We start from the raw sequence: 14,914 nt of genomic DNA, 5'->3' as shown, positions 1-14,914 counted from the left end.
ATGGCGCACGGGGACATCGGGACGGTGACGTAGCGCCGGTCTGCTATTCCGGGCGAAGCTTGGCGCTCTGCACCAACGCCTCCGACAGCACGGCTTCCTCATCGATCGCCTTCTGGAAGTCTGCAGGCGTACCGCCGACGGCAGTGGTGCCGAGCGTTTCGAGCGACGCCTTGATGGCAGGGTCCGCAAGGATCTTGTCGAGTTCGGCATTCAGCTGGGCAACGATGGGCGCAGGCGTGCCCTTGGGAGCGAGGATGCCGAGCCAGGTCATGTGCACGAAAGGCTTGCCGATCACTTCGGCAACGGTGGGTGTGTTGGGCAACCCCGGCCAGCGCTTGTCCAACGTGACGGCCAGCGCCTTCATCTTCCCCGCCTTGATCTGGCTCAGCGCTGCGGACAGCGTCGACGAAACAAGGGGAATCTGGCCGCCCATCACGTCCGCGAGCGCGGGCCCAGAACCCTTGTACGGCACATGCACCATGCTGATACCCGCGCTTCGTTCGAACAGCTCGAAGGCAATGTGGCTGGGCAAGCCGATGCCCGGGCCGCCGAAGGCGATCGTCCCCGGCGTTTGACGCGCTTGCGAGATCAACTCCTGCAAGGTGCCGAAGGGCGCCGTGTTCGCTGCCACGAAGACGGAGGGACCGCGCGTGAGTTCGACGACCGGCACGAAGTCGTCCAGCTTGTAGGGCGGCTTCGCGAACAGGTGCACGTTGAGCGCATGGTTGTTGCCCGTCAGCAGCAGCGTGTAGCCATCGGCGGGCGCCTTTGCGACCGCCTCGGTGGCGATGTTGCCGCCGCCACCGCCCTTGTTGTCGATGATGACGGGATGGCCCAGTGCGCGCCCGAGGCGGTCGCCGACCATGCGCCCGACCGCGTCGGCGCCACCGCCGGGCGATGAGGGAACGACGATCTTGATGGGCTTGTCCGGGTAGACGGCTTGCGCGGGCAGGGCCAATGCAAGCGCGCCGGCGGCGATCACCGCCAGGCAGGCTCGGCGAGGAATGAAGTCGAGTCGGGTCATGATGTCTCCGGTTCCGTTGTTCGGTTTCAGGCTGTGGCCTGCAGTTCACGATGCAGGTGCACCACGCCGGCGTCGGCAAGCCGGTCGATGTCGCTCGCTGCATAGCCGAGTTCGCGCATCACTTCGGCCGTGTGCTGTCCGTACAAGGGTGCGCCGCGACGCGTCACGCCATTACCGTTGGAGAACTTGATCGGCAGACCGAGCGCATCGATCTCGCCGGCCACGGGGTGGTCGACGCGGATGACCATGTCGCGTGCGCGAGTCTGCGGGTCATCCAGCACCTGCTTCATGTTCTTGACCGGGCCGGCTGGAACGCCGGCCGTCTCGAACACCGTCACCCACTCGTCGGTGCCGCGTGTGCGCAGCACTGCGGACATGGTTTCGACGAGTTCTTCGAGGTGATTCATGCGTGCGCCGTTGGTGGCGAAGCGGGGATCGGTGGCCATGTCCGGCAGGCCCAGTGCCTTGCAGGTGCCGATCCATGTGGCCTGGCTCATCGCGCCGATGTTGAGCCAGCCGTCCTTCGTCGGAAAGGCCTGGTAGGGCGCCGCGACGGGGTGGGCCGAGCCCATCGGTCCTGCCGACTGCCCGGTGGCAAAGGCGAGGGCGACGGGCCAGTAGGTGTGCACGAGCGAGGCTTCGAGCAGCGAGGTGTCGATGTACTGGCCTTCGCCGGTGCGAAGGCGCTCGATGTAGGCGGCGAGGATGCCGGTCGCCGCCAGGATGCCCGCCGTCACGTCGCCGACCGGCACGCCGACCTTGACCGGCGGCCGGCCGGGGCCTTCACCAGTGAGCCCCATGAGTCCCGACATGCCTTGCGAGATCAGGTCGTAGCCCGCGCGCTGCGCATAAGGGCCGGTGATGCCGAATCCGGTGATCTTGCAGTAGACAAGGCCAGGATTCGTTTCACGCAGCTTGTCGAACGAGAGTCCCATCTTCTCCATCGTGCCGGGCCGGTAGTTCTCCAGCACGACATCGGCCTTGTCGATCATCCGGCGCACCATGGCCTGTCCTTCAGCACTCTTGAGATCGACAGCCACGCCCCGCTTGTTGCGGTTGAGGATCATGAAGGACGCGGATTCGCCGTGGATCTCCGGCGGCACGGTGCGGCGTGTGTCATCGCCGCCCGGCAGCTTCTCGACCTTCACCACATCGGCGCCCATGTCGGCCAGCAGCAGGCCGCCGACCGGGCCAGCCATCACATGCGCGAGTTCGACCACGCGCAGCCCAGCGAGCGGGCCTTTTCTCTTTTCAGTCATCACTTTCCTTCGAATGCAGGGGGACGCTTGGCGAGGAAGCTTTGGTAGCCCTCGATGAAATCCTGGGTGTCGTAGCAGGCGTAGCCTTCCTGCTGCTCCGCGTCCGTCAAGGGCGTGGACAGGCGCAGGCGCGCGACGAACTGCTTGTGCCAGCGCGCCGACAGCGGGGCGCCAGCGACGATGCGGGCAATGGTCTTCTTCAGTTCTTCGTCGTACTGCGCCGGAGGGACGACGCGGTTGACGATGCCCTTGGCATAAGCCTCGGCGGCGCCGATGACGCGGCCTTCGAGCAGCAATTCGAGCGCGACTTGCGGACCGGCGAGGCGCACCAGGCCTTCGAGCTCGGGGTAGGCCAGCACGGCGCCCAAACGTGCGATGGGCACGCCGAAGCGACCATCCTCGCTGGTGATGCGGAAGTCGCAGCCCGCGGCCAGTTCAAGCCCGCCACCCACGCACACGCCACGGATGGCTGCGACGGTGGGGATCGGGCAATCGCGCACCGCATGCATGGCCCGATGACCGTGCTTGCCGAAGGCGATGCCCTGTTCCTTGGTCGAGCGGACCTGCTCGAATTCGTCGATGTCGGCACCGCTGCCGAAGGCCTCGGTGCCGGCGCCGCGCAGCACCAGGCAACGAAGATCGCGCTCTTCGGACAGCGCCAACACGGCGTCGCCCATCGCGATCCACATCGCCTGGCTCATGGCGTTGCGCTTGGCTGCGTTGTCGATGGTGATGGTGGCGACGTGTCCTTCACGCTCCACAATGATGTTTCCGCTCACGCGCTGGTCTCCTTTGAATGACTGAAGTCTGGGACCGCGCGGCCGGCTTGAAAAATACCGATGGGGGCTACCGCCATACATTGGCGGTATGTTCGGGACAACCCTGTGGAGACCGTGCCTTGGAATTGCGTCAGCTCAAGTACTTCGTGCGCATCGTCGAGGTGGGAAGCGTGTCCCGCGCATCCCAGTCGTTGCACGTGGCGCAGCCGGCACTGAGCCTGCAGATCAGCCATCTGGAGGAAGAACTCGGCACCAAGCTGCTGACCCGCAGCGTGCGTGGCGTCACGCCCACCGACGCGGGCGTCGCCGTCTATCGGCAGGCGCAACTCATCCTCAAGCAGATCGAAGCCACGCAGTTGATTGCGTCGCAAGCGGACATCGGGCCGGCCGGTCCGGTGGCGGTCGGTCTGCCGTGGACCGTGACGTCGGTGATGGGTTTGTCGCTGGTGCGCGAGGTGCGTGATTCGCTGAAGTCCGTGCGGCTCGAAATCACCGAAGGACCGAGTTCCATGCTGGCCACGCTGCTCGCCCAGGGAAAGCTGGACCTTGCAGTGCTCTTCGACAATACGACGGATGGCGGCCTCATCATGAAGAAGGTCGTGGCCGAACCGCTGTTGCTGGTGGGCGCCAAGGGCACGCTGGTCGGCCGCGATGCGATGACGCTCACCGAGGCGGCCGGGATGCCGCTGTTGCTGCTCAGTCGGCCCAACGGAATTCGCGAGGAGATCGAGCGCATCTGGGCTGCTCAAGGGTTGAAGCCGCAGATGATCGCGGAGATCAATGCGCCTGGCCTGCTCATCGATGCGGTGCAGGCCGGGCTCGGCTTCTCGGTGCTGCCGTCCTGTGCGCTGGAAGATCGGCTTCAGAAAGGCGAGCTGGATGCGATCGCGCTGGAAGGCGGGGCGCTGACGCGTACGGTCTACCTCAGCACCTCGCGGCTGTTCGCGCCGACGCGTGCGGCGGAGCATGTCCATGCCCTGGTCGAGCGCTTGATGCGTGAGGCGATCGAGACCGGAAAGTGGAATGGGCGATGGCTTGCGGACGCGTAGCGTGGGCTTCGCATCGCCGAGTCAAGGCAACGGGATAGTCGCAAGCTTGAAAGGGTGTCGAGCCAGTCTCCCCGTGGCCTGCAACTCCGCGAGCAGGCCGTCGGGCACAGGGATGCCCTCGTTGCGGCGAAGCGCTTCGCACGCTGCCTGACGTTGACCAGGGTAGCGCGCATTCGGTCCCGATGCTTGCAAGTAGTTCTGCAGCCATGCGTCGATGCTTTCATTGAACGCACGCTCGCCAATGACGAGTGCCGGGTTGATGACCACCAGGAATGCGCTGACGTTGGACGCGGAGCCCTTGCTGTGGCCCTCAGGCGAATTCTCGGGCGGCATCACACCATTCATGCTGCCGGCCAGGCACTCCACCAGCATGGCGAGTCCCATGCCTTTGTGGCCCGCAATGGGTTGCATCGCACCCCGCAAGGCCAGGCCCGGATCAGTGGTGGGTGCGCCATCAGGACCGAGGGCCCAGTCGCCCGGGATCGCATCCCGCCCTTCGCGCAAGGCCTGCATGACATGGCCTCGTGCAACGACGCTGTGCGCCATGTCGAAGACGAGGGGCGCACGGCCGTCCACAGGACAAGCGAACGCAATGGGGTTATTGCCGATCGCAGGCGCGGTCGATCCCGGCAACGCCATGATAGGTGGCGTGCGCTGGCAGAGGATCGCAAGAAAGCCCTGTTCTGCGGCCGGTAGCACCAAGGTCCCAAGTGCGCCGAGATGGCCCGTCGACTCGATGCGGCACGCGACCAGCGCAGTCGTTCGAGCGGCAAGCAGCACACGCTCCAACGCAAAGGGAAGCACAACCTGGCCAAGGCCGCCATCGCCGTGGCAATACATCATCCCGTCGCGCATCTCAATCCGGATATCGGGCTGGGCGTTGACTTCGCCCGACTTCAGTTTCTCCACATAAAGCGGCAATCGCGAGAGACCGTGGGTGTCGATGCCGCGAAGGCTGGTCCGAACGAGCACGTTGGCCGCAATGCATGCCGCGTCGCCATCAACGCCTTCATTGATCAGGACGCCGATGGTCCATGCCAGCAGCGGCGCGTAATCGAATCTTCCGGGCTGCGGGAGCGCGCTCATCGAAGGGATTGCTTCTTGTGCACCACTGGGACCGTCGGCACCATGCATCCGTCAAGGCCGCGCAGGCAACACCGTGCCGCGACACTCGCCAAAGCCGATGCGCCGGAAGCCTTCGCGCTGGCAGTAGCCGCGCAGGATCACCGTGTCGCCGTCTTCCAGGAAGGTCCGCGTCTCGCCGTTGGCCAACCGGATCGGCCGCTTGCCACCATCGCTGAGTTCCAGCAGCGAGCCGCCTTGTCCTGCGTCCGGCCCGGACAGAGTGCCGGAGCCGAACAGGTCGCCGGCGCGAAGGTTGCAGCCATTGACCGTGTGGTGCGCCACCATCTGCGCGACTGTCCAGTAGGCGTCGGCGTAGTTCGAGCGCATCAATCGCTCTCCGGCGGAGCCGGCCTTCTGCATCGCTGGCGTCTGCAGCCAGACTTCGAGTTCGATGTCGATCGCGCCCATGGCGCGGTTCGCAGGCGAGTCGAGGTAGGGCAGGGGTTGCGGATCGCCTTCGGGCCGGGTGAAGGCCTTGCGGTAGGGTGCCAACGCCTCCAGCGTCACCATCCACGGCGACAGCGTGCTCGCGAAGTTCTTCGACAGGAACGGCCCGAGCGGCTGGTACTCCCATCCCTGGATGTCGCGCGCGCTCCAGTCGTTGAAGAGTGCGATGCCGAAGACATGGTCCTCCGCAGCGGCCATGGGGATGCGCTCGCCAAGGATGTTCGGGCGCGAGATGAAGACCCCGATCTCGAGTTCGTAGTCCAGGCGGGCGCAGGGACCGAAGGCGGGGATGTCCGAGTTGGGTGCCTTGGTCTGGCCAACCGGCCGCGCAAAGCTGTTGCCGCTGACGCAGATGGACGATGCGCGGCCGTGATAGCCGATCGGCACCCACTTGTAGTTCGGCAGCAGCGGGTTGTCGGGACGGAACTGCTTGCCGACCGTGGTGGCGTGGTGGACGCTCGTGTAGAAGTCGGTGTAGTCGCCGATCTCGCAGGGCAAGCCCATCTGCACTTCCGTCTGCGCGATCAGCGCGGAGCGGAAGGGCTTCTCTTGCGGGCTCCCGCGACGCAGGCCCTCCGAGATGGCCTCGCGTATGGCCTGGCGTGCATCGCGTGGCAGGCGCATCAACTGGTTCATCTGCGAGTTCTGCACGACGCCGGCGCGGCGCAGGTCCAGCACCTGGTCGCCGATGGCCACGCCGACGCTCCATGCGCCATCCTCCTCGCTGCGATAGCGGCCGAAGGGCAGGTTCTGGATCGGGAAGTCCGTGGCCGGGTCGTTGGCCGAATCAAGGCAGCTTGTCAGCGTCGCATCGTGTGTGCCATCGACGTTCGTTGTCATCGCGGGCTCAATCGGCCTGCAGCACGCCGCGGCGCACCTGGTCGCGCTCGATCGACTGGAACAGCGCCTTGAAGTTGCCTTCGCCGAAGCCGTCGCTGTAGTCGCCCTTGCGCTGGATGAACTCGAAGAACACCGGGCCGCCGAACACCGTCTCCGAGAAGATTTGCAGCAGCAAACGCGGCTGGCCGCCTTCGGTCGTGCCATCCAGCAGGATGCCGCGCGCCTGTAGCTCAGGGATCGACTCGCCATGGCCCGGCAGGCGCGTTTCCAGCATCTCGTAGTAGATGTCGTTCGGCGCGGTCAGCAGCGGAATGCCCGCCAGTCCAAGCTGGTCGATGGTATCGATGAGGTTGTCGCTCAACAGCGCGATGTGCTGGATACCCTCGCCGTTGAACTTCATCAGGAACTCTTCGATCTGGCCCGAGCCCTTCGACGATTCCTCGTTCAGGGGGATGCGGATCTTGCCGTCCGGCGCGGTCAGCGCCTTGGAAGTCAGGCCCGTGTACTCGCCCTGGATGTCGAAGTAGCGGATCTCGCGGAAGTTGAACAGCTTCTCGTAGAAGCTGGCCCAGAAGGTCATGCGGCCGCGGTAGACGTTGTGGGTCAGGTGGTCGATGACCTTCAAGCCGACGCCCGGCGGATGGCGGTCCACGCCTTCGATGAACTCGAAGTCGATGTCATAGATCGACTTGCCGTCTTCATAGCGGTCGATCAGGTACAGCGGCGCGCCGCCGATGCCCTTGATGGCCGGCAGGCGCAGTTCCATCGGGCCGGTGGCGATCTCGATCGGCTGGGCGCCGAGTTCCAGGGCGCGGGCATAGGCCTTGTGCGAATCCTTCACGCGGAAGGCGAGGCCGCAGGCCGCGGGGCCGTGCTCGGCTGCGAAGTAGGCGGCGGGGCTGTGCGGCTCGCGGTTGACGATGAAGTTGATGTCGCCCTGGCGGTAGAGCACCACGTCCTTGGAACGGTGCTTGGCCACCAGCGTGAAGCCGAGCATCTCGAAGAAGGGCTCGAGCGTGTTCTCCACCGGCGAAGCGAACTCCACGAATTCGAAGCCTTGCAGGCCCATCGGGTTGTCGAACAAATTATTCATGGGGTCTCCAATCCTCTATGCAGTTCAGGTCAGTCGATGTGCTGAAGCTCTGCCACATAGGTCGTGGCACGCTCTGCGTAGTTGGCAGCGCTGGCCATCAGGCGCGCCACGTCTTCGTCGGTCAGTTGCCGCGCCACCTTGGCAGGTGCGCCGAGGATCAAGGAGCGGTCGGGAAACACCTTGCGCTCGGTCACGATCGCGCCGGCGCCGACGAGGCAGTTCTTGCCGATGACGGCGCCGTTCAACACGACAGCCTGGATGCCGATCAGCGAGCCCTCGCCGATCGTGCAGCCATGCAGCATCGCCTGATGCCCGATGGTCACGTTGGCTTCGATGCGCAGCGGAAAGCCCGGGTCGGCATGCAGCACGGCGCCTTCCTGCACGTTGCTCGCATCGCCGATGTCGATCGGTTCGTTGTCGCCGCGGACCACGGCTCCGAACCAGACACTGGCCCGTTCGCCCAGCCTGACCTGGCCGATCAACGTGGCTTCAGGCGCCACGAAGGCGGAGGCCGGGACTTGCGGCGCGTGCGCGCCGATTTGATAGAGCGTCATGGTCGTGGTCTCGTGCGCGTGAAGCTGTCGATCACTCGGCGGTGACGTTGGCCTTCTTGACCAGGCGGGCGTAGCGCTCCTGCTCGGTCTTGAAGAATGCCAGCGAGGCTTCCGGCGTCATCGGATTGATGATGTTGTCCTGCTTCGCCATGGCTTCCTTCGTCTCCGGCGTGGAGAAAGCAGCGACGACGGCGGTGTACAGGCGCTTGACCTCGGCAGGCGGCAGCTTGGCGGGACCGACCACGGCAAACCAGCCGGCGATGTCCACGCCCGGGAATCCTTGCTCGGCCATCGTCGGCACATCGGGCAGCGAGGCCACGCGCGACTTGCCCATGACGCCGATCGCCTTCAGCGCACCGCTCTTGAGTTGGCCCTGCACGGCCGGCACCGCGACCACGCCCATCTCGACCTGTCCGCCCATGATGTCAGCCACCATCGGACCGACGCCCTTGTAGGGAACGTGCCGAACATCGACACCCGCCGCATCCATGAACATGGCGCCGGCCAGGTGCAGGATCGTCCCGTTGCCCGACGATGCGTAGTTGTAGCCATCCGGCTTGGCCTTCAGCAAGGCCTGCAGTTCCTTCGCGTTCTTCGCGGGCACCTTGGAGGGGTTGACCACCAGCACGAAGGGCGTCGCGCCGACCACCGTGATCGGCGTGATGTCGTTGATCGCGTCGAAGGGCATCTTCTTGAAGACGCTCGGGTTCACCACATGGTTGTTCGACACGACGCCGATGGTCTGGCCGTCGGCCGGTGCGCGCACGATGACCGACGCGCCGGTGATGCCACCCGCACCCGGCAGGTTCTCGATGACGACGGCCTGGCCGTCCAGCGCCTTGGTGAGCGAGGGCACTGCCGCCCGCATGATGGTGTCGACGCCCGAGCCGGCGCCCACGGGGAGCACCACGCGAAGCGGCTTGTCCTTGTCGGCCGCGTGGGCGGCGGTGGTGATGCCGCAGAAGGCCAGCGAGGCGAGGAGGGCGGTGAGGCTGCGGCGATGAATCGTGAAGGTCATGTTCTTGTCTCCGGGTTCTTGAAGTTCGGGTCAGGCGGGAACGTGGCTCTTGAGGCCAGCGAGGATCTCTTCCGTGTGTTCGCCAATGCCGGGCAGGGCGCTGCGCACTCCCGGGCGGCGGCCGCCCATCATCAGCGGCAGCAACACCACGTCGGTCACGCCACCGTCTTCCGTCGTCATGGGCACCAGCCCGCCGCTTTGCTTGAGGTGCGGGTCTTTCACGAGTTGCTCGGGCCGCATGATCGGCGCGTAGGGAATGCCGGCGGCTTCCAGCTTGGGCGAGAGTTCGTCGATGCGATGGTTGATGAGAATCTCGGCCAGCTTGGCGAGCAGTTCGGGCCGCACCGCCACGCGCGACGCGTTGTCGCCGAAGCCGGGATAGGAAAGAAGGTCGGTACGCTCCAGCACCTTGCACAACGTGACGAACTGCTTGTCGCTCACCGCGCCGATGAAAAGCTGCTGCCCTTCGGCCAGCGTGAACACGTCGTACACGCTCCAGGCCGACACGCGCGATGGCATCGGCGGCGGCGGCTCGCCGGTCATGAGGAACTGCTGCATGTGCTGCGAGCTGAGGAACACGCAGTTCTCGAACAGCGCGCTCTGCACTTCCTGCCCCTTGCCAGTCAGCTCGCGTTCGCGCAGCGCAGCCAGCACGCCGATGGCACCGAACATGCCGCCCATGATGTCGTTGACCGAGGTGCCGGCGCGCAGCGGGCGGCCGACCGGACCCGTCATGTACGACAGGCCGCCCATCATCTGAACCACTTCGTCGAGCGCGAGCCGCTTTTCGTAAGGGCCGGGCAGGAAGCCCTTGTGCGTCACGTAGATCAGGCGCGGGAACTTCTTCGACAGCGTGGCGTAGTCGAGGCCGAAGTCTTCCATCAGGCCGGGCCGGAAGTTCTCCAGCACCACGTCGCATTGGCCTGCCAGTTCGGCAGCCGTCTCACGGCCTTCCTCGGTGCCGATGTCGATGACGACGCTCTTCTTGTTGCGGTTGAAGGAGCGGAAGAAGCCGATGCCCAGGCCCGGCAGCTTGCGCGTCTTGTCGCCGCCCGGCGGCTCAACCTTGATGACTTCCGCGCCGAGGTCGGCCAGGATCATGCCGCAGGTCGGGCCCATGACCATGTGGGTGAACTCGAGGACGCGGACGCCGGCGAGGGGAAGGGGGGCGGTGGTGCTTGTCATGTGGCTTGTCTCTGTTCGTGGTCAGGCGGTGGCGAGGGATTGGCCGAAGGTCTTGGGCAGGCCGGCTTGCCAGAGCGAGCCATGCAGCGTTTCGCCTTGCAGCCATTCGGCGACTTGCTTGCGCAGCGCCAACAGTTGCTCGATGTCGATGCCGCTGGCGATGCCCATGCTGCCCAGCATGTAGGCCAGGTCTTCCGTCGAGACGTTGCCGCTCGCGCCCGGTGCGTGCGGGCAGCCGCCGATGCCGGCCAGGCAGGCGTCGAAGCGGTTCACACCGACTTCCAGTGCCGCATAGACGTTGGCCAGGCCGAGGCCGCGCGTGTCGTGGAAGTGGCCGCACCAGAAGCGGTCGCCGGCGATACGCAGAGCCTCCTCGAACAGGTCGCGCACCATGCCCGGGTCGGCATAGCCGACGGTGTCCGCGATGCTGACGCGATCGGCGCCGGCGTCGAGCAGGGCCTGCATCAGGCGCAGCACCTCGCTCTTCTCGACATGGCCTTGCAGCGTGCAACCGAAGGCGGTGCCGACGCCGCCTTCAATGAGCGTCTTCGAGCCGGCGGCATCGCGAGCGGCGCGGATCTTGGCGACCTCGGCCACGACGTCGTCGGGTGTCTTGCGCAGGTTGGCCAGGCTGTGGGTGTGGCTGGCCGAGAGCGGCACGATCATCAGGTCGGCTTCGGCCGCGATCGCGCTTTCCGCACCACGCAGGTTGGGCACGAGCACCGAAACGAAGAGGTCGGGGAGGGTCTTGGCATAGGCGACCAGCTCACCGGTGTCCGCCAGTTGCGGCAGCAGCCGCGCCGGCACGAAGGAGCCCACTTCGATCTCGCGTTGGCCCGCTGCATGGGCGGCGCGAATCCATTCGCGTTTTTGTTCCGTGGGCAGGATGGTCGCGATGCTCTGGAGGCCATCACGCAGCCCGACTTCGCGGATGACGGCGGTGCGTGGCAAGCGGGCGTTCGAGGGAATCATGGGTTGTTGTCTCCTGATCGGTCGGCGCGGTGTGCGACGCCATGAACAGGACTTTAGGGATTCCAGATCGTTTTCAAAAGCGGTAAATTGGAACGCTCGACGTTCCAATCGGGAATGTCTGGACCTTCCGGAGACCGGCGATGCGCGACCTCGACCTGACCACACTGCGGATGTTCGTGAGCGTCTGCGAATCGCGGAACATCGCGCGTGCGGCGGAGCTTCACAACATCGTGGCGTCGGCCATCAGCAAGCGATTGCTGCTGTTGGAGGATGCCGCCGGCCACAGGCTCATCGAGCGGCATCGACGGGGCGTGGCGCCGACGGCAGCGGGAGAGATCCTGCTGGAGCATGCGCGCGCGATGCTGGCGAGCGCGGACCGCGTGGCGCGCGACATGGCCGACTACGGCGCCGGCGTCCGGGGGCAGGTGAGGGTGCTCGCCACCGTGTCATCGATCGCGGAGTTCCTCCCGGACGACATCGCCGACTTCCTGCAACAACCGGCCCACCGGGACATTCGCATCGACATCGAGGAAGCACAGAGCCGCGACCTGGTGCGAGGGCTGCGCGAGGGCATTGCGCCGCTCGGCGTCTGCTGGGATGCCGCGGACCTCGAAGGCTTCCAGACGCGCCCCTATCGCCACGACCACCTGGCCATCATTGCCCATCCCAAGCACCCCATCGCCCGCCTGAAGCGCTGCGCCTTCGAGCAGACGCTGGACTTCGACCACGTCGGATTGCCTGCCTCGACGGCGGTGCACACCATGCTGGGACGGGCTGCCGCGATCATCGGCAAGCCGATCAACTACCGCGCGGTGGTCAGCACCTTCGACGCGTCACTGCGCTGCGTGCGCGCCAACCTCGGCATTGCGGTGGTGCCGAGCGAAGTGGCACTGCCCGTCGCGGGCAGCTTCGGCATCAAGGTGTCGATGCTCACGGACAAGTGGGCCCAGCGGCAGTTCGCGCTTTGCTTCCAGGACGAGAAGCGGCTGTCGCCTGCGGCGAAGCTGCTCGTGGGGCATCTCGAAGCGCTGTCGAAAGGACGCTCCCAGGGCGGAAAGGTGATCTCGAAGAAGGCTTGACGTCGGCGTGTCAGTCCTGGCACTTGCCCACCGGCTCGACACACTGACACCCATGGTCACGAACGCGCCAGTGTCCGTTTCGTCTCAGAACGTATGCCTGATGCCAACGTCGTAGCCGGTCGAACTGCGAGGTGCATAGCCCGAAACGCCATTGCCGGTCGACAGGTAGCCCGCGGTGCCTCCCGTGGCGCCTCCCATGATCACGGGATTGTTCTGCCCGTCCTTCACACGGACGTATCCCGCCGTCGCGTAGAGCGCCGTGCGCTTGGACAGGTTGTAGTCAAAGCCGACGGAGACCTTTTGCGTGGAAGCGTCCTGGCGCGTGGCAAACGGTGCGCTCGTGCCGGGATCGTTGTCGAACTTGACCCGCGCGTAGGACGCCTTGACCAGGCCAGCACCGATGGGGACGCTGACGCCGACGAGTGCGCCGATGTACTTGTCGTTCTCGCGGGTGGCGAGCCCGCTGGCCTGGACAACCGATCTGGACTGGTCGCGCATTTGCGTCAGCTCACCGATTAGCTTCACGACGCTGAAGTTGTACGAGGCGCCGATGCTGAGTGTCTTGATCTTCTCTTGAAGGTTGATCCCGGTGGGAGCGCCGGCCGCATTCACCGTGATGCCGTCCGCTGCCGTGCTCTCGCCGTAGGCCACGGCAACGTCCAACGCGCCTGACGCATAGCCAAGGCGGCCGCCGGCAAAGCGTCCCTTCGTCGACGGACTGCCAGGCACATTGCTCTGCTTGACGTTCTCTGGCAACGCGTATTGAAGCTGCCCATAGAACCCGCCCAGGTCGGCCGGCAGGAAATAGCCAATGCTGTTGCTGGTCTGCAGGTAGTTGTCCGTCGCTGCCACCACGGAGCCAGGCCCTTTCGTGACCTGCAGGTTGCGGCCGACCGAGGACAACAAGCTGCCGCCGGAGCCCAAGGTACCGAAGGCACTGAAGACGAGATCGTTCCAGTAGGTCGGCGTGAAGTCCCGGCCCAAGCGCACCTCGCCGAAAGGCCCGGACAGGCTCACCGTGGACCGCCGGTTGAACGCGATGGTCCCGCCGGGGCCGGCGCCCGTCCCCGTGTCGTTGACAAGCCCTGCTTCAAGCCAGAACCCGGCCGCCAGTCCTCCGCCCAGGTCTTCAGTGCCTCTGAAGCCGAGCCGGCTGGGCGTGGTGTTGCTGGAGGAAAGGACGGTCTGGCTTCGGGATGCGCTTGCCAAGGGCGTGATCGGGCGGGCCGTGTTGTTGTAGAACGTGCTCCGGTTGCTGTAGTAGCTGACGCCGACGTCCAGCGCGCCGAACAAGGTGACGGATGACTGCGCGGATGCGGCTGTCGCGCATCCCAGTGCGACTGCCGCGGCGATGGTTTTCTTCATGGAGACTTTCCGGTGACGTGGATTTGGGCGTTCGAGTGCCCCGCGTGCGACGGGCACCACGCGCGGCTCGTGTGCGTGAAATGTTCAGTGCGCTGCGGCGGGAAGAGCGGCCAATGAGCGGCCCGCCGGCACGGCATCAAGCCTGCTTGTCCTTGCCGCCTTGTCGCCGCTGGATGGACTAGGACTTGGCACCTGGAGCAGCGATGTGCTCCTCCGGCCAGTACAGGCGCATGGGGTTGTCGACCAGCAACTTGCGTTGCAGCTCGGGTGTGGTTGCGATGTGCGGGATGAAATCGACCAGCAGGCCGTCGTCCGGCATGTGGTTCTTCAGGTTCGGGTGAGGCCAGTCGGTGCCCCAGAGCACGCGGTCCGGGAACTCCTCGACGATGCGACGCGCGAAGGGGACCACGTCGACATAGGCATCGCGCTCACCCTGGAGCGCAGGCGGTCCGCTCGTCGATAGCCGCTCCGGGCAGGTCACCTTGCTCCACACGTTCGGATGCTCGCGCATGAACTTCAGCAAGAGAGCGAACTCCGGGCCATCGACCGACTGGGTCACGTCGGGTCGGCCCATGTGGTCGATCACCACGTCGGTGGGCAGTTCGCTGAAGAAGTCCCACAGCTCCGGCAGGTCCTGCGCCTCGAAATAGATGACGACATGCCAGCCGAGCCGTGCGATGCGGCCCGCAATCTCCATCAACTCGTCCTTGGGCGTGAAATCGACAAGGCGCTTGACGAAGTTGAAGCGCACACCGCGGACGCCGGCCTCGTGCAACTGTTGGAGTTCGTTGTCCGTGACGCCGCGGCGCACCGTGGCGATGCCGCGCGCCTTGCCGTTCGAGTGCGCAAGGGCGTCGACCATTGCGCTGTTGTCCGCACCGTGGCAGGTGGCCTGCACGACGACATTGCGAGCGAACCCCAGGTGGTCGCGCAAGGCGAACAGTTGGTCTTTGCTGGCATCGCAAGGCGTGTACTTGCGCTCCGGTGCGAAGGGGAATTGCTCGCCGGGGCCGAAAACGTGGCAGTGCGCGTCCACAGCGCCAGCGGGGAGCTGAAATCGAGGCTTGCTGGGGCCGGCGTACCAGTCGAGCCATCCGGGAGTCTTGGTGAATTCCATGGTCATGC

At 65.5% G+C, this 14,914-nt stretch carries 14 protein-coding genes; 2 read left to right on the top strand and 12 right to left on the bottom strand.

Annotation, left to right across the window (positions count from 1 at the left end; all coding sequences use genetic code 11):
- Positions 1 to 43 precede the first annotated feature (43 nt).
- From WKW82_RS05540 to WKW82_RS05530, 3 genes are read right to left on the bottom strand one after another with little or no spacing between them, the layout of a single operon-like run.
- A complete protein-coding gene (locus WKW82_RS05540) occupies positions 44 to 1,024 on the bottom strand; it encodes a tripartite tricarboxylate transporter substrate binding protein (protein WP_340341249.1) in 981 nt (326 codons plus the stop codon).
- 26 nt (positions 1,025 to 1,050) lie between these two features.
- Positions 1,051 to 2,283 carry a CaiB/BaiF CoA transferase family protein gene (locus WKW82_RS05535; RefSeq protein WP_340341248.1) on the bottom strand — a complete coding sequence of 411 codons (1,233 nt, stop codon included), beginning with the start codon at positions 2,281 to 2,283 and terminating at the stop codon, positions 1,051 to 1,053.
- On the bottom strand, positions 2,283 to 3,062 hold the full coding sequence (locus WKW82_RS05530) for an enoyl-CoA hydratase/isomerase family protein (protein WP_340341247.1): 780 nt from the start codon (positions 3,060 to 3,062) through the stop codon (positions 2,283 to 2,285). The genes WKW82_RS05535 and WKW82_RS05530 overlap by 1 nt, the downstream gene beginning before the upstream one ends.
- Positions 3,063 to 3,181: 119 nt before the next feature.
- Here WKW82_RS05530 and WKW82_RS05525 point away from each other — a divergent pair, with 119 nt between their 5' ends.
- Positions 3,182 to 4,111, top strand: a complete 930-nt coding sequence (locus WKW82_RS05525; protein ID WP_340341246.1) for a LysR substrate-binding domain-containing protein — start codon at positions 3,182 to 3,184, stop codon at positions 4,109 to 4,111.
- 21 nt (positions 4,112 to 4,132) lie between these two features.
- On the opposite strand, the gene WKW82_RS05520 is transcribed toward WKW82_RS05525, so the two are convergent.
- The 7 genes from WKW82_RS05520 to WKW82_RS05490 are packed head-to-tail and all read right to left on the bottom strand — an operon-like array spanning position 4,133 to position 11,345.
- The gene (locus tag WKW82_RS05520; RefSeq protein WP_340341245.1) at positions 4,133 to 5,197 is read right to left on the bottom strand and encodes an Ldh family oxidoreductase; all 1,065 of its coding nucleotides are present in this window, start codon (positions 5,195 to 5,197) and stop codon (positions 4,133 to 4,135) included.
- A gap of 51 nt (positions 5,198 to 5,248) precedes the next feature.
- Positions 5,249 to 6,523 carry a fumarylacetoacetase gene (fahA, locus tag WKW82_RS05515; protein WP_340341244.1) on the bottom strand — a complete coding sequence of 425 codons (1,275 nt, stop codon included), beginning with the start codon at positions 6,521 to 6,523 and terminating at the stop codon, positions 5,249 to 5,251.
- A gap of 7 nt (positions 6,524 to 6,530) precedes the next feature.
- On the bottom strand, positions 6,531 to 7,616 hold the full coding sequence (hppD, locus tag WKW82_RS05510) for a 4-hydroxyphenylpyruvate dioxygenase (RefSeq protein ID WP_340341243.1): 1,086 nt from the start codon (positions 7,614 to 7,616) through the stop codon (positions 6,531 to 6,533).
- A gap of 29 nt (positions 7,617 to 7,645) precedes the next feature.
- A complete protein-coding gene (locus WKW82_RS05505; protein WP_340341242.1) occupies positions 7,646 to 8,170 on the bottom strand; it encodes a gamma carbonic anhydrase family protein in 525 nt (174 codons plus the stop codon).
- A gap of 31 nt (positions 8,171 to 8,201) precedes the next feature.
- Positions 8,202 to 9,188 (bottom strand): Bug family tripartite tricarboxylate transporter substrate binding protein, encoded by a 987-nt coding sequence (locus WKW82_RS05500; RefSeq protein WP_340341241.1) that lies wholly within the window; start codon positions 9,186 to 9,188, stop codon positions 8,202 to 8,204.
- Between the two features lie 30 nt (positions 9,189 to 9,218).
- Complete coding sequence (locus tag WKW82_RS05495) at positions 9,219 to 10,373, bottom strand: CaiB/BaiF CoA transferase family protein (protein WP_340341240.1); 1,155 nt, start codon at positions 10,371 to 10,373, stop codon at positions 9,219 to 9,221.
- A gap of 21 nt (positions 10,374 to 10,394) precedes the next feature.
- Positions 10,395 to 11,345 (bottom strand): hydroxymethylglutaryl-CoA lyase, encoded by a 951-nt coding sequence (locus WKW82_RS05490; RefSeq protein WP_340341239.1) that lies wholly within the window; start codon positions 11,343 to 11,345, stop codon positions 10,395 to 10,397.
- 140 nt (positions 11,346 to 11,485) lie between these two features.
- Here WKW82_RS05490 and WKW82_RS05485 point away from each other — a divergent pair, with 140 nt between their 5' ends.
- Positions 11,486 to 12,424, top strand: coding sequence for a LysR substrate-binding domain-containing protein (locus WKW82_RS05485; protein ID WP_340341238.1), 939 nt, complete (start codon positions 11,486 to 11,488; stop codon positions 12,422 to 12,424).
- A gap of 84 nt (positions 12,425 to 12,508) precedes the next feature.
- Here the strand turns inward: WKW82_RS05485 and WKW82_RS05480 are convergent, their stop codons facing one another.
- Both WKW82_RS05480 and WKW82_RS05475 read right to left on the bottom strand, forming a co-directional pair.
- The gene (locus WKW82_RS05480; protein ID WP_340341237.1) at positions 12,509 to 13,789 is read right to left on the bottom strand and encodes a porin; all 1,281 of its coding nucleotides are present in this window, start codon (positions 13,787 to 13,789) and stop codon (positions 12,509 to 12,511) included.
- 178 nt (positions 13,790 to 13,967) lie between these two features.
- Positions 13,968 to 14,906 carry an amidohydrolase family protein gene (locus WKW82_RS05475; RefSeq protein ID WP_340341236.1) on the bottom strand — a complete coding sequence of 313 codons (939 nt, stop codon included), beginning with the start codon at positions 14,904 to 14,906 and terminating at the stop codon, positions 13,968 to 13,970.
- Between the last annotated feature and the right edge of the window lie 8 nt (positions 14,907 to 14,914).

Origin of the sequence: Variovorax rhizosphaerae (genome assembly GCF_037889975.1) — a bacterium.
GTDB lineage: Bacteria > Pseudomonadota > Gammaproteobacteria > Burkholderiales > Burkholderiaceae_C > Variovorax > Variovorax rhizosphaerae.
Note: the sequence above shows the minus strand (reverse complement) of the source record. Positions and strands in the feature narration are given on the sequence as shown.